Origin of the sequence: Streptosporangium sp. NPDC048047, assembly GCF_040653115.1 — a bacterium.
In the GTDB taxonomy this organism is placed as follows: domain Bacteria; phylum Actinomycetota; class Actinomycetes; order Streptosporangiales; family Streptosporangiaceae; genus Streptosporangium.
Genome location: NZ_JBEZNH010000014.1, coordinates 49503 through 62057, shown reverse-complemented (window position 1 = coordinate 62057; position 12555 = coordinate 49503). Strand labels below are relative to the sequence as shown.

Here is a 12555-nt window from a genome sequence, read left to right as displayed (position 1 = left end):
ATTCACACCTCATCAGCCTAGGCGGCCGGAGGACCTCCGGCTATCTGCTACGTGCGCTGAAACCGACATTTAACTCAAGGAGGGTGCTACGCCCGCACCGGGAGGCACCCCTTATGGTTGGGATGTCAAGACGCGCGGGAGCCCGGCACGCACCGGGCTGAGAGGAGGGCCGCGAGACCGCTGAGGAGCGCGGAGCCGTGCACCGTGACCGGAAGCGCCCCTGGTGGGCGCCGCCGGGCGACACGGGCGGGCCGCGACCCGGCGCGACCGCGAGCGGGCCCTCGACCGCCAGGAACCTGATCCGGGTCATGCCGGCGAAGGGAGCGGGATGGGAATGCCGCAGCGGTTCGACCTCCTGGTCGTCGGCGGAGGGGTGATCGGCCTCTCGGTGGCCTGGCGCGCCGCCAGGGGGGGCCTGCGGGCCGCGGTGATGGACCCCGCCCCCGCCTCCGGCGCCTCGCACGCGGCGGCGGGCATGCTGGCGCCGGTGAGCGAGGTCACCTACACCGAGGAGCCCCTGCTGCGGCTGGGCCTGGCCTCGCTGGCCAGGTGGCCGTCGTTCGCCGCGGAGCTCGCCGCCGACGCAGGCCGCGAGGTGCGCGACCTCGACTACGGCGACGGCGGCACCCTCGACGTCGCCTTCGGCGCCGACGACATGGCCGCGCTGGAGGAGCTCGCCGCGTTCGCCACCGGGCTGGGGCTGCCCGCCCGGCGGCTGACCGGCCGCGAGTGCCGCCGCCTGGAACCGATGCTGGCCCCGTCCGTCCGCGGCGGCATGCTCGCCGAGCGGGACGCCTGGGTGGACCCCAGGCGGGTCACCGCGGCCCTGCTGGCCGCCCTGGAGCGCCGGGGCGTCACCCTCCTGCGGACGCGCGCCGCCGCCCTGGAGACGTCCGCCGGGCGGGTCACCGGGGTACGGCCGGCCGGCGGCGCGGCCGTCGGGGCCGACCGGGTGGTCCTGGCGACCGGGGCGTGGTCCGGAGGCCCCGCCGGCTCCGGGGGCGCCGACGGGCCCGCCGCGATCGAGGGTCTGCCGCCCGGGGCCCTGCCGCCGGTCCGGCCGGTCAAGGGCCAGATCATGCGGCTGCGCTCCCCCGAGCCGATCCTGGGACGCTGCGTGCGCGGCACGGTCCACGGCTCGCACGTCTACCTCGTGCCGCGCGCGGACGGCGAACTGGTCGTCGGGGCCACCCAGGAGGAGCTGGGCTTCGACACCAGGGTGACGGCCGGGGGGCTGTGGGAGCTGCTGCGCGACGCCCGGGAGCTGGTGCCGGGCGTGACCGAGCTGGAGCTCTCCGACACGGTCGCGGGCCTGCGCCCCGGCACGCCGGACAACCTCCCGGTGATCGGCCCGGCCGGCCCGCCGGGCCTGTGGCTGGCCACCGGCCACCACCGCAACGGGGTGCTGCTCGCCCCGCTGACCGCCGACCTGTGCGCGGGCGACGGCGACCCCGACCTTCTGAAGATCTGCTCACCCCTCCGCTTCCAGGAGCCCTGTTGAACGTGACCATCAACGGCGTCGCGCGTGAGCTGCCCTCCGGGGCCACCGTCGCCGAGGCCGTGAAGACCCTGACCGAGACCCGGAACGGGGTGGCCGTCGCCGTGAACGGCGAGGTCGTCTCGCGGGGCGCGTGGGACTCCACCGCGCTCGCCGACTCCGACGCGGTCGAGGTGCTCACCGCGGTGCAGGGAGGCTGAGGGACGTGGACGACGACCTGATCATCGGCGGCGAGAAGTTCGCCTCCCGGCTCATCATGGGCACCGGCGGCGCTCCCTCGCTGGAGGTCCTGGACGCCGCGCTGGCCGCCTCGGGCACCGAGCTGACCACGGTCGCGATGCGGCGGCTGGACCCGTCGGCGCGCGGCTCCGTCCTCGACGTGCTGCGCCGGCGCGGCATCAGGGTCCTGCCCAACACGGCCGGCTGCTTCACCGCCCAGGAGGCGGTGCTGACCGCCCGGCTGGCCAGGGAGGCTCTGGAGACGGACTGGGTCAAGCTGGAGGTGATCTCCGACGAGCGCACCCTGCTGCCCGACCCGATCGAGACCTTCGACGCGGCCGAGCGGCTGGTGGCCGACGGGTTCACGGTGCTGCCGTACATCGGCGACGACCCGGCCCTGGCGCGCCGGCTGGAGCAGGCGGGCTGCGCGGCGGTGATGCCGCTCGGCGCGCCGATCGGCTCCGGCCTGGGCATCCGCAACCCGCACAACATCGAGCTGATCGTGGAGGCGGCCGGGGTGCCGGTGATCCTGGACGCCGGGATCGGCACCGCCAGCGACGCGGCCCTGGCGATGGAGCTGGGCTGCGACGCGGTGCTGCTGGCGACCGCGGTGACCCGGGCCCAGCGGCCCGACCTGATGGCGCGGGCCATGCGGTCGGCGGTCGACGCGGGGCGGGCCGCCCGCCTGGCGGGGCGGATCCCCCGGCGCCGCTACGCGGAGGCGTCCTCCCCCATGACCCCCTGAGGGGGTCCGGCGGGCCGTCCCGCGGATCTCGGAATGCCCTCGGAATCCGCAGAAAACAGTCAACTTCTCGGCATCGGTTTGGAACACCGGCACCCTGTGGACGCCAAAACGCCCGTAAACTCAGCCGGGTGGACACGACGGTTACTGACCCCCTGGTCGGGAGACTCCTGGACGGGCGTTACCGTGTCGAGTCCCGGATCGCCCGAGGCGGAATGGCTACCGTCTACCTGGCCATGGACATCCGGCTCGACCGCACGGTCGCCGTGAAGGTGATGCACCGATCCCTCGCCGAGGACCCCTCCTTCGTCCGGCGGTTCATCGGCGAGGCGAAGTCGGTGGCGAGCCTGTCGCACCCCAACGTGGTGCACGTCTTCGACCAGGGCACCGACGGCGGCAACGTCTACCTTTCGATGGAGTACGTCCCGGGGCGCACCCTGCGCGACGTGCTCCGCTCCCGCGGCCGGCTGCCCGCCCGCGAGGCGCTGGAGGTCATCATCCCGGTGCTCGCCGCGCTGGGCGCCGCGCACCAGACCGGGATGATCCACCGCGACGTCAAGCCGGAGAACGTCCTCCTCAGCGACGACGGCCGGATCAAGGTGGTGGACTTCGGCCTGGCCCGCGCGGTCGAGGCGACCAACCAGACGCGGACCGGCGTCATGATCGGCACCATCGCCTACATGTCGCCCGAGCAGGTCACGGCGGCCGCCGCCGACGCCCGCAGCGACGTCTACGCGGCCGGGATCATGCTGTTCGAGCTCCTCACCGGCAGCCAGCCGTACGAGGGCGACACCCCGATGTCGGTTGCCTACCGGCACGTCCACGACACCGTGCCGCCGCCGTCCGGCCTGCTGCCCGACATCCCCCCGCAGCTCGACGCGCTGGTGGCCCGAGCCACGGCCCGCGACCCCGAGGGCCGTCCGGCGGACGCCACCGCGATGCTGGTCGCCGCGGTGGAGGCGCACCGGGCGCTGCCCGCCGACAGCGGCCCGGCGCCGCAGGTGCCGGCCGCCCCGGTACGGCCCGCCGGGCGACCGGGGCCGGCGGGCGTCACGGCGGTGCAGCCGGCCGTCAATCACACCCTGGTCCAGCCGCGCGGCGACCTGCTCACCACCCCCGCCTCCGATCACCCCGGCCCCCCGGCCGCGCCCGGGCCGCGGGCGGCCGCTCGGCGCCGCGGGTCCCGCCCCACGTGGTTCCTGATCACGCTGGCCCTGGTGATGGTGGCCGGGATCGGCCTGACCGGCTGGTGGTTCTCCCAGACCCGCACGGTCAAGGTGCCCGACTCGCTGGTGGGCATGAACGTCAAGCTGGCCGAGAAGGAGGCCGCGCGGCTCGGCTTCGACGTCGTGGTCGGCCAGGCCCAGTACGACGAGAAGGTCCCCAAGGACAACGTCCTGTCGACCGACCCGGCCGGCGGCACCGAGGTCGAGCCGAAGTCGCGGATCACCCTGATCGCCTCCGCGGGCCCCAAGCGGGTCCCGGTGCCCAACGTCGTCGGCATGGACCAGAACGCGGCCCGGTCGAAGCTCGCCGAGGTCAAGCTGGTCGCCGGGAACGTCCGGCGGCAGGGCAGCGGCACCGTGCCGCGCGACCAGGTCATCAGGACCAGCCCGGCGGTGGGCAACCCCGTCAAGGAGGGCAGCAAGGTCACCCTGGTGGTCAGCGCGGGCCTGCTCATGCCGGACGTCAAGGGCATGCCCCGCGACCAGGCCGACGCCACGCTGCGCACCGCGGGCTTCCTGCCGGAGTTCCTGGAGCAGACCGACGCCGCCACCCCCTGCACGGTCATCGCGCAGGACCCCAGGCCCGGGGCGGAGGTGGACAAGGGCATCACCGTGCGGATGACCCTCTCCAAGTGCGACAATCCCGGCTGGCACTGGCCGTGGGAGAACGACGGCCAGCCCGGCGACGGCGACGGCAGGCAGGTGATCGTCGTCCCCAACGTGATGTTCAAGGAGGCCAAGGCGGCCCGCGAGGAGCTGCGCGCCGTGGGGATGAACGTGAAGATGCGCAGGGGTCCGGGCCGGGGGCTGGTGGTGGCGCAGCTCCCGGGGGGCGGTCAGCAGGTCCCGCCGGGCACCGAGGTGACCCTCTGGTTCTGACCGGCCGCACGCTCTGAACGGCCGGACGCTCTGAACGGCCGGACGCTCTGAACGGCCGGACGCTCTGAACGGCCGGGTGCCCGGCGCGTCGCGTGCCCGGCGGGCCGTACGGCTCAGGGTCGGTGGAGCAGGCCGTGCAGCCGGACCCGGGCCAGGCCGCCGTCGGGGAAGACGTCCACCCTGACGTGGGTGGTCACCGGCGCGTCCGCGAGGCGGAAGCGGTGGCGCGTGTCGGGCAGCAGCGGGGTCCTGGGCAGCAGCTCCGTCCAGGTACGGCCGTCGGCCGTGCCCCGGAGCGACACGGCGGCCGGGGCGTTGAACAGCAGGTTCGTCGTGTCGATCTCGGCGAGCCCGATCACGCCGGGCCCGGCCAGGCGGATCACCAGCCAGTCGTTGCCGCCGTCGCGGCGGCGGGCCGTCTCCCAGCCCTCGGCCTGGTGCCGGGCGAGGCCGGGGGCGATGACGTTGCCGGGCGGGGAGTAGAACCCGTCGGAGCACTCGGTGACCAGCCCGCCGTTCTCCAGCGCGGCCAGGTCCAGGCCCAGGCCGTCGTAGACGGTCAGGTCCGGCCTGGCCTCGCCGTGCACGCGCAGCCGGGCCACGCCGCCGTCGGGGAAGATGTTCAGCCGCACGTGGGTGCGGCGCCGTTCCCCGGTCACCGCGAAGCGGTGCTCGGCGTCCCCGGTGAGGGCGGCGCGCGGGACGATCTCCTCCCATTCGGCGGCGGCCAGCTCCGCCGCGGTGGGGTACCCGGTGACCTCGGCCGCCTCGACGGAGGCGTGCGACGGGTGGTTGGCCCGGAACCAGGCGGTGTCGATCACGACGCCGCGGACCACGCCGGGCACGCCGAGGCGGACCACGGCCCAGTCGTGGCCGGGCTCGCGCCGCCGCCGGGTCTCCCAGCCGTCGTAGACCTGCCCCTTGGCGCCGAAGGTGTGGGCCTGGAAGCCGGGCCGGCCGGGCCGGATGAGGTTCTCCCGCTCGGCGAAGGACTCGTCGCTGGCCGCGACGACCGAGCCGCCGTGGGTGCGCAGTGCCAGGTCGGGCAGGGTGGTGAAGTCGTTCACGGCGGGGTCCTTCCGATGTCGGGCCGTCGCAGCAGAACTCCTCGGGGCTCACCACCGGGTTCGCCGCCGGGCTCGCCGCCCGTGAGGCGGCCGCGCAGCCAGGTGGCGCGGACCACGCCCCGCAGCGTCCTGCCGTGGTACGGCGTGACCGGGTTGCGGTGGTGCAGGGCGGCGGCGTCCACGGTGTGTCCGGCGTCGGGGTCGAAGGCCACCAGGTCGGCGTCGCGGCCCTCCTCGATCGCGCCCTTGCGGGTCAGGCCGGCCAGCGCGGCGGGGCCGGCGGCCATCCACCGGACGACGTCCTCCAGGCCGTGCCCGCGCCGCGCCGCCTCGGTCCAGACGACGGACAGGCCGAGCTGGAGGGAGGAGACCCCGCCCCAGGCGCGGGCGAAGTCGGGCACCTTCAGATCCGGGGTGGACGGCGAGTGGTCGGAGACGACGCAGCTCAGCACCCCGTCGGCGAGGCCGCGCCAGAGCGCGTCGCGGTTGGCCGCGACGCGGATCGGCGGGCAGCACTTGAACGCCGTGGCGCCGGGCGGCACCTCCTCGGCGGTCAGCGCCAGGTAGTGCGGGCAGGTCTCGGCGGTGATCCGCGCTCCCCGCGCCCGCGCCGCGGCCAGCGGCGCGAGGCACAGCGCCGACGACACGTGCAGGATGTGGACGCGCGCGCCGGTCTCCCCGGCCAGCGCCGCGACCCGCTCGACCGCCCGGCTTTCGGCCTCGCCGGGCCGGGAGCCGAGGAAGTCGGCGTAGCCGGGTCCCGAGGGGTCGGCGAGCAGCGCCGGATCCTCGGCGTGGACGATCAGCAGGCCGTCGAAGGAGGCGATCTCCGTCATGGCCCGCCGCAGCCCCTCGTCGTCGAGCGGCGGGAACTCCTCCACGCCCGACGGCGACAGGAAGCACTTGAAGCCGAACACCCCGGCCTCGTGCAGCGGCCGCAGGGCGGCGGCGTTCCCGGGGACCGCGCCGCCCCAGAAGCCGACGTCCACCGCGCACCGGCCCTCGGCGGCCCGCCTCTTGACGTCGAGCGCGGCCACGTCCACGGTCGGCGGCAGCGAGTTGAGCGGCATGTCCACGATCGTGGTGACGCCGCCGGCCGCGGCGGCCCGGGTGGCCGACGCGAAGCCCTCCCAGTGGGTACGGCCGGGCTCGTTGACGTGCACGTGGGTGTCCACCAGGCCCGGCAGCAGCGCGACGTCGCCGAGGTCGGCCCGTTCGGCGGCGTCCGGGGGCGCGTCGTGGGGGTGCAGGCCGGTGATCCTGCCGTCCCGTACGGCGACGGCCGCCGGGGCCTCGCCGCCGGGCAGCACCACCCGGCGGGACCGGACCACCAGGTCCGGCCGCCGGCCGTCCGCTCCCCACCTGGTCACGGGCCGTCCTCCTCTTCCGTCAACGGCGCTCCCCGGCTGCTCCCCGGCTCTCGTCACAGGCGTTCCCCGGCTCCTGCGGACTCCCGGCTCTCGTCACAGGCGTTCCCCGGCTCCTGCGGACTCCCGGATCCGGTCACAGGCGTTCCGCGGCGATCCGGCGCGCGAGGCGCTCCAGCAGGGGGCCCGCCTGCGCCATGCACACCTCGGGGTCGGGTTCGAGGTCGGTGAGGGCGTAGGCGGCCGAGATGCCCGCCGCGGCCAGTTCCTCGTCGCCCAGCGACCGGCGGCCGCACACCGCGACGACCGGGATCCCCGCCTTGGCCGCCGCCGCCGCGACGCCCGCCGGGGCCTTGCCGCGCAGGGTCTGCTCGTCCAGCGACCCCTCCCCGGTGACCACCAGGCGGGCGCCGGGGAGCCGGTCGTGGAAGCGCAGCAGGTCGAGCAGGTACTCGATGCCGGGCCGCAGGTCCGCCCCGAGGAAGGCCAGGGCGGCGAAGCCCACTCCCCCGGCGGCGCCCGCGCCCGGCCGGGCCGCCACGCCCATGGCGCGCACGACGCCGTCGTGCTCGGCGGCGCCGCCCAGGCCGTGGGTGTGCGCGGCGACCGCGGCGAGCCGCCCCAGCGCCTTCTCCAGCAGCGCGACATCCTCGGGCCCCGCGCCCTTCTGCGGGCCGTACACGGCGGCGGCGCCGTGCGGGCCGAGCAGCGGGTTGTCCACGTCGCTGGCGATCACGTACTCCACGCCGCCGGACGGGCCGAGCCCGGACGCCTCGAACCCGGAGTCGTCGATCCTGTCGAGGTCCGCCAGGGCCGCGCCGCCCGGGGGCAGCTCCCGCCCCTCGGCGTCCAGGAACCGGACGCCGAGCGCCGCCATCATGCCGGTGCCGCCGTCGGTGCAGGCGCTGCCGCCCAGTCCGAGCACGACGCGCCGCGCGCCGCGCCGTACGGCGTGGGCGATCAGCTCGCCGGTTCCCCGGCTGGTCGCGGTGAGCGCCCGCGGGCCGCCGGGCAGGCGGCGCAGCCCGGACGCCTCGGCCAGCTCGACCACGGCCGTCGCCGTCCCGGCGTCCTCACGCCAGGCGTAGGCGGCGAGGACCGGCTCCCCCGTGGGCCCGGTGACCTCGGTCTCGACGCGGCCGAACCCGGCGGCGACGGCCGCGTCCACGGTGCCGTCACCGCCGTCGGCCACCGGCACCGCGACCGTGGCGACGTCAGGGCCGAACCCGGCGGCGACCCGCGCCGCGACCTCGGCCGCGGTCAGCGACCCCTTGAACTTGTCCGGGGCGATGACGACATGTCTCGACGAATAAGACAACCCTGCTCCTTGGTGTGCGGCGGGCCGGCGCGGTCCGCCCGGCGCACCCGGGCGGCACCGGCCCGGGTCCGGTGAGGTGGGTCACCATCATCACATCATCTCGGAAAAGGGTTTCCAGACGTCCCGGGTCGTGCGGCCGTCACGGACCGGAGGCCGGGAGGGAGACGCCCCGCGCGGCGGCCAGGCGCATGAGGCGGCGGTGGGCCTCGGCGCCCGCCCGGCCCAGCTCGTCCTGCGGCGCCGTGCGCAGCTCGTCGTCCGCCACGACCGTCTCACCGCCGACCAGGAGCCGGACCAGCGGCGGCTGCCGGGTCCCGAGGACCAGGGCGTGCACCGGATCGGCGACGGCCCCGGCGAAGGAGTCGATCCGCCACAGCGCGATGTCGGCGAGCTTTCCCGGCTCCAGGGAGCCGAGTTCCGCCTCGCGTCCGAGGTTGCGCGCCCCGCCGAGGGTGGCGGCCGAAAGGGCCTGCCGGGCGGTCAGCGCCTCAGGGCCGTGCCTCGCCCGCTGGAAGAGCAGCGTCTGGCGCATCTCCCCGGCCATCGAGGTCAGCTCGGCCGAGGCGCTGCCGTCCACCCCGAGGCCGACGTTCGCTCCGCGGCGGAGCAGCTCGGAGACCCGGGCGATCCCCGCGCCGAGCCGTCCGTTGGAGCTGGGGCAGTGCGCGACGCCGGTGCCGGTGCGGGCGAGCCGGTCGATGTCGGCGTCGCTCAGGTGGACGGCGTGGGCGAACCACACGTCCGGGCCGAGCCAGCCGAGCTTCTCCATGTGGTCCACCGGGCGCACGCCGTACCGGGCCAGGCAGTGCTCCTCCTCGTCGAGGGTCTCGGCGAGGTGGGTGTGCAGACGCACACCCCTGTCCCTGGCCAGCGCGGCGGACTCGGTCATCAGCTCCGTGCTGACCGAGAACGGCGAGCAGGGCGCGACCGCCACCCGCAGCTTCGAGGAGAAGGAGGGGTCGTGGTGGGCGTCGATCGCCTCGGTGGTCGCGGCGAGGATGGTGTCGAGGTCCTCCACCACGTCGTCCGGCGGCAGGCCGCCGTCGGAGGCTCCGCGGTCCATGGAGCCCCGGGCGGGGTGGAAGCGGACGCCGACCGCGCGGGCCGCGTCGATCTCGGCGGCGAGCAGGTCGCCGCGCCCGGCGGGGAAGACGTAGTGGTGGTCGGAGGACGTGGTGCAGCCGGACAGCGCGAGGTGGGCCAGGCCGGCGCCGGCGGCTCCCCTGACGACCTCGGCGTCCATCGCCGCCCAGACGGGGTAGAGCGCCACCAGCCACTGGAACAGCGTGGCGTCCCGGGCGAACCCCTGGGAGGCCCACTGGTAGAGGTGGTGGTGGGTGTTGACCAGGCCCGGCGTGGCCAGGCAGCCGGTGCCGTCGACACGACGCGCGCCGGGGAGGTCCGGCGCCGGTCCCGGGCCGATCGCCTCGATCCGGTCGCCCCGGACGACGATGTGGCCCGAGGGGATCTCCGGGCCGGTCACCGGGACGAGATAGGCGTTCTCGATCACCAGCGCGTGGCCGGTCACCGGGCCTCCGCCTTCCGGGTGGCGGCGAGCCGTACCGCGTCGAGGATCTTCTCGTAGCCGGTGCACCGGCACAGGTTGCCCGCCAGCGCCTCGCGGATCTGGGCGTCGGTGGGGCGGGGCGTCCGGTTCAGCAGGTCGTGGGCCTGCACGACGAGGCCGGGGGTGCAGAAGCCGCACTGTACGGCGCCGCACTCGGTGAACGCCTCCTGCACCGGGTCGAGCCGGCCGTCCCCGGCCAGCCCCTCGACCGTGCGGACCTCGCGGCCCTCCGCCTGCCCGGCCGCGACCAGGCAGGCGCAGACGGGCAGACCGTCGAGGTAGACCGTGCAGGAGCCGCACTCGCCCTGCTCGCAGGCGTTCTTGGAGCCGGGCAGCCCCAGCCGCTCGCGCAGGACGTACAGCAGGCTCTCGCCCTCCCATACGTCGTCGGCCGTACGGCGCCGGCCGTTGACGGTGAGGCTGACGCGCATCAGCCCTCCTTCCACAGATCGTGCCAGGCCCAGGTCAGGGTGCGGCGCGCCAGCACGGCGACGGCGTGCCTGCGGTAGTCCGCGGTGCCGCGCACGTCGTCGATGGGCGAGGCGGCCTCCGCGGCCAGCTCGCCGAAGCGCCGGGGCAGCCCGGGGTCGAGCCGGCCGGTGTCCCAGTCGAGCTCGGCCGCGAGGAACTCCTCCGCCGCGACCGCCCGGCGCGGGGTGGGGGCGGCCGACCCGACGCCGGTCCCGGCCCGCCGCTCGGCGGGGTGCAGGGCCAGCGCGAACGAGCAGACCGCGATCACCATGGCGTTGCGGGTGCCGACCTTGGAGAAGTACTGCGGGCCGCCCGCCGGACGCGTCCAGAACGCCCGGATCAGCTCGTCGGCTTCCAGTGCGCTGCGCTTGACGCCGAGGTAGAACTCCCCGGCCGGGATCATCCGTACCCCGCGGGCGGCCGACTCGACCTCGATCTCGGCGCCGGCGGCGAGCAGCGGCGGGTGGCCGTCCCCGGCGGGCGAGGCCGCGCCGAGGTTGCCGCCCACGGTGCCCCGGTTGCGGATCTGCGGCGAGCCGACCGTGCGGGCGGCCTGCGCCAGCCCGGGAAGCCGGTCCCCCAGCTCGTCGATCAGCCGCGCGTACGTCACGCCCGAGCCGACCCGGAGCCGCCCGTCCTCCTCGGCGCTCCACTCGCCGAGCGCGGCCACCCGGTTCAGGTCGAGCAGCGCGTCGGGCCGGCGGACGTCGAAGTTGAGCTCGACCATCACGTCGGTGCCGCCCTGGACGGGCACGGCCCCGGGCCGCTCCGCCTTGGCCTCCAGCGCCTCGGCCCAGGTCGCGGGTCTCAGGAAGTCCATCGTCACTCCCACGCGAAGCGGGCGTCGGGGGCCGCGTCGTCGAGGACCGTGCCCTCGATCAGCCCGTAGGGGCGGTCGGCGGCGTGGAAGACCTCGCCCGGGTTGTCCAGCCCGAACGGGGTCAGGTCCACCGCGAAGTGGTGCCGGTTGGGCATCGCCAGCCGTACCTCGCAGATCCCGGGGCACGTCCGGAGCACCAGGTCGCCCATCGCGTAGAGGGTCTGCTGCAGCGACAGGCTGTAGGTCCCGGCGAACGCCTCCAGCAGGCGGCTCCGCACCTCCTCGTACGACTCGCCGAACCCGTACGGCCGGGGCGGCCCTGACGCGCCGGATGACCCGGACGGTTCGGGCGGATCGGGCGGTTCGGGCGGCCCGGCGGATCGGAAGCCGTCCGGCAGGTGCCGCCAGCGGGCCGAGACCTCGGTGGCGAGGACGCGGTCCCGGGTGGGCGGCAGGGTGGTGTACTCGTCCTGGATGAAGCCGTGGAACTCCGAGCCGGTGGAGTTCAGCACCACCAGGTCCCGCAGGCCGGAGACCACGGTGGAGGAGCCGTCGCGGTCGTGGTGGACGACGCAGGTGCGCGTCTCCCGCCCCGAGCGGACGAAGGAGTGCCGCTCGTCCCGGCCGTCCGGCGGGGGGATGCGGTCCCAGAAATACTCCTCGATCTCCACCCGGGCGTGGTGGATCGAGGGGTGGGAGTCCACGTGGTGGCGGGCCAGCAGCAGCGCGAAGTCCTCGATCTGGTCCACGCCGTGCTTCCTGGCGAAGGCGTAGACGATGTTCTTCTGCGTGTCGGTCGGCAGGACCGCGGAGTTGTCCCCGGTCAGGTGGGCGTCCTCCATGGCCCCGGAGAGGGACGTGCGGACGTTGAGGTCCTTGAGGTGGTGGACGGCGCCGTCCCTGACGACGCGGACCAGGCGGATCTCCGCCTTGCCGTAACGGTTGGGTCCCAGCACGACCGCCATGCCCCGTCTCAGCTCCCTCGGTACGTCGAATAGGCGAACGGGCTCAGCAGCAGGGGGACGTGGTGGTGCTCGGCGGGGTCGGCGACGGTGAAGTCGACCGTCACCTCCGGGTAGAAGGTCGCGATCCCCTGGGCGGCGAAGTACTCGCCGGTGGCGAAGACCAGCCGGTGGGCGCCCGTCTCGGTCGTCTCCCAGCCGCCGATCCGGCCGTCGGCGCCGGTGACGCCCTCGGCCAGCACCTTCCCGCCGTGCTCCAGCCGTACGGGGACGCCCGGGGCGGGCCGGCCGATCGATGCGTCCAGGAGGTGGGTGGACAGGCTCACGTGCTCTCCTCTCCCGTGTCCGGGTGGTTTCCCGTGCCGGAGTCTCCGGGTCCTCCGGATCCTCCCGATCCGGCCGCCCGGTGGGCGCCCGTC

At 75.3% G+C, this 12555-nt stretch carries 12 protein-coding genes; 4 read left to right on the top strand and 8 right to left on the bottom strand.

What is annotated here, in order from left to right; translation table 11 throughout:
* Positions 1-334 precede the first annotated feature (334 nt).
* The 4 genes from thiO (at position 335) to pknB (ending at position 4564) form a co-directional block, all read left to right on the top strand.
* Positions 335-1501, top strand: coding sequence for a glycine oxidase ThiO (thiO, locus tag AB0D67_RS15080; RefSeq protein ID WP_362934776.1), 1167 nt, complete (start codon positions 335-337; stop codon positions 1499-1501).
* Positions 1498-1698 (top strand): sulfur carrier protein ThiS, encoded by a 201-nt coding sequence (thiS, locus tag AB0D67_RS15075; RefSeq protein ID WP_362934505.1) that lies wholly within the window; start codon positions 1498-1500, stop codon positions 1696-1698. The genes thiO and thiS overlap by 4 nt, the downstream gene beginning before the upstream one ends.
* 5 nt (positions 1699-1703) lie before the next feature.
* Positions 1704-2462 (top strand): thiazole synthase, encoded by a 759-nt coding sequence (locus tag AB0D67_RS15070; RefSeq protein ID WP_362934502.1) that lies wholly within the window; start codon positions 1704-1706, stop codon positions 2460-2462.
* Positions 2463-2590: 128 nt separating this feature from the next.
* On the top strand, positions 2591-4564 hold the full coding sequence (gene pknB / locus AB0D67_RS15065; RefSeq protein ID WP_362934499.1) for a Stk1 family PASTA domain-containing Ser/Thr kinase: 1974 nt from the start codon (positions 2591-2593) through the stop codon (positions 4562-4564).
* Positions 4565-4677: 113 nt separating this feature from the next.
* Here pknB and alc read toward each other — a convergent pair whose 3' ends face one another.
* From alc to uraH, 8 genes are all read right to left on the bottom strand, one after another.
* The gene (gene alc / locus AB0D67_RS15060) at positions 4678-5631 is read right to left on the bottom strand and encodes an allantoicase (RefSeq protein ID WP_362934496.1); all 954 of its coding nucleotides are present in this window, start codon (positions 5629-5631) and stop codon (positions 4678-4680) included.
* Positions 5628-7001 carry an allantoinase AllB gene (allB, locus tag AB0D67_RS15055; RefSeq protein ID WP_362934493.1) on the bottom strand — a complete coding sequence of 458 codons (1374 nt, stop codon included), beginning with the start codon at positions 6999-7001 and terminating at the stop codon, positions 5628-5630. The genes alc and allB overlap by 4 nt, the downstream gene beginning before the upstream one ends.
* A 133-nt stretch (positions 7002-7134) precedes the next feature.
* Positions 7135-8316: a glycerate kinase gene (locus tag AB0D67_RS15050; protein WP_362934490.1), complete on the bottom strand. Its 1182-nt coding sequence runs from the start codon at positions 8314-8316 to the stop codon at positions 7135-7137.
* Between the two features lie 139 nt (positions 8317-8455).
* Positions 8456-9844: an 8-oxoguanine deaminase gene (locus AB0D67_RS15045; RefSeq protein ID WP_362934487.1), complete on the bottom strand. Its 1389-nt coding sequence runs from the start codon at positions 9842-9844 to the stop codon at positions 8456-8458.
* Positions 9841-10314, bottom strand: coding sequence for a (2Fe-2S)-binding protein (locus AB0D67_RS15040; protein WP_362934484.1), 474 nt, complete (start codon positions 10312-10314; stop codon positions 9841-9843). The genes AB0D67_RS15045 and AB0D67_RS15040 overlap by 4 nt, the downstream gene beginning before the upstream one ends.
* Positions 10314-11174, bottom strand: coding sequence for an FAD binding domain-containing protein (locus tag AB0D67_RS15035; RefSeq protein ID WP_362934481.1), 861 nt, complete (start codon positions 11172-11174; stop codon positions 10314-10316). Before AB0D67_RS15035 ends, AB0D67_RS15040 begins: the two co-directional genes overlap by 1 nt.
* A 2-nt stretch (positions 11175-11176) precedes the next feature.
* On the bottom strand, positions 11177-12139 hold the full coding sequence (gene pucL / locus AB0D67_RS15030) for a factor-independent urate hydroxylase (RefSeq protein ID WP_362934478.1): 963 nt from the start codon (positions 12137-12139) through the stop codon (positions 11177-11179).
* Between the two features lie 8 nt (positions 12140-12147).
* Positions 12148-12462: a hydroxyisourate hydrolase gene (gene uraH / locus AB0D67_RS15025; protein ID WP_362934475.1), complete on the bottom strand. Its 315-nt coding sequence runs from the start codon at positions 12460-12462 to the stop codon at positions 12148-12150.
* Positions 12463-12555 lie beyond the last annotated feature (93 nt).

Excerpts from the sequence above, each read along its gene's own strand:
- pucL (WP_362934478.1), bottom strand. The coding sequence starts at position 12,139 with ATGGCGGTCGTGCTGGGACCCAACCGTTACGGCAAGGCGGAGATCCGC.
- AB0D67_RS15040 (WP_362934484.1), bottom strand. The coding sequence starts at position 10,314 with ATGCGCGTCAGCCTCACCGTCAACGGCCGGCGCCGTACGGCCGACGAC.
- AB0D67_RS15035 (WP_362934481.1), bottom strand. The coding sequence starts at position 11,174 with ATGGACTTCCTGAGACCCGCGACCTGGGCCGAGGCGCTGGAGGCCAAG.
- thiO (WP_362934776.1), top strand. The coding sequence starts at position 335 with ATGCCGCAGCGGTTCGACCTCCTGGTCGTCGGCGGAGGGGTGATCGGC.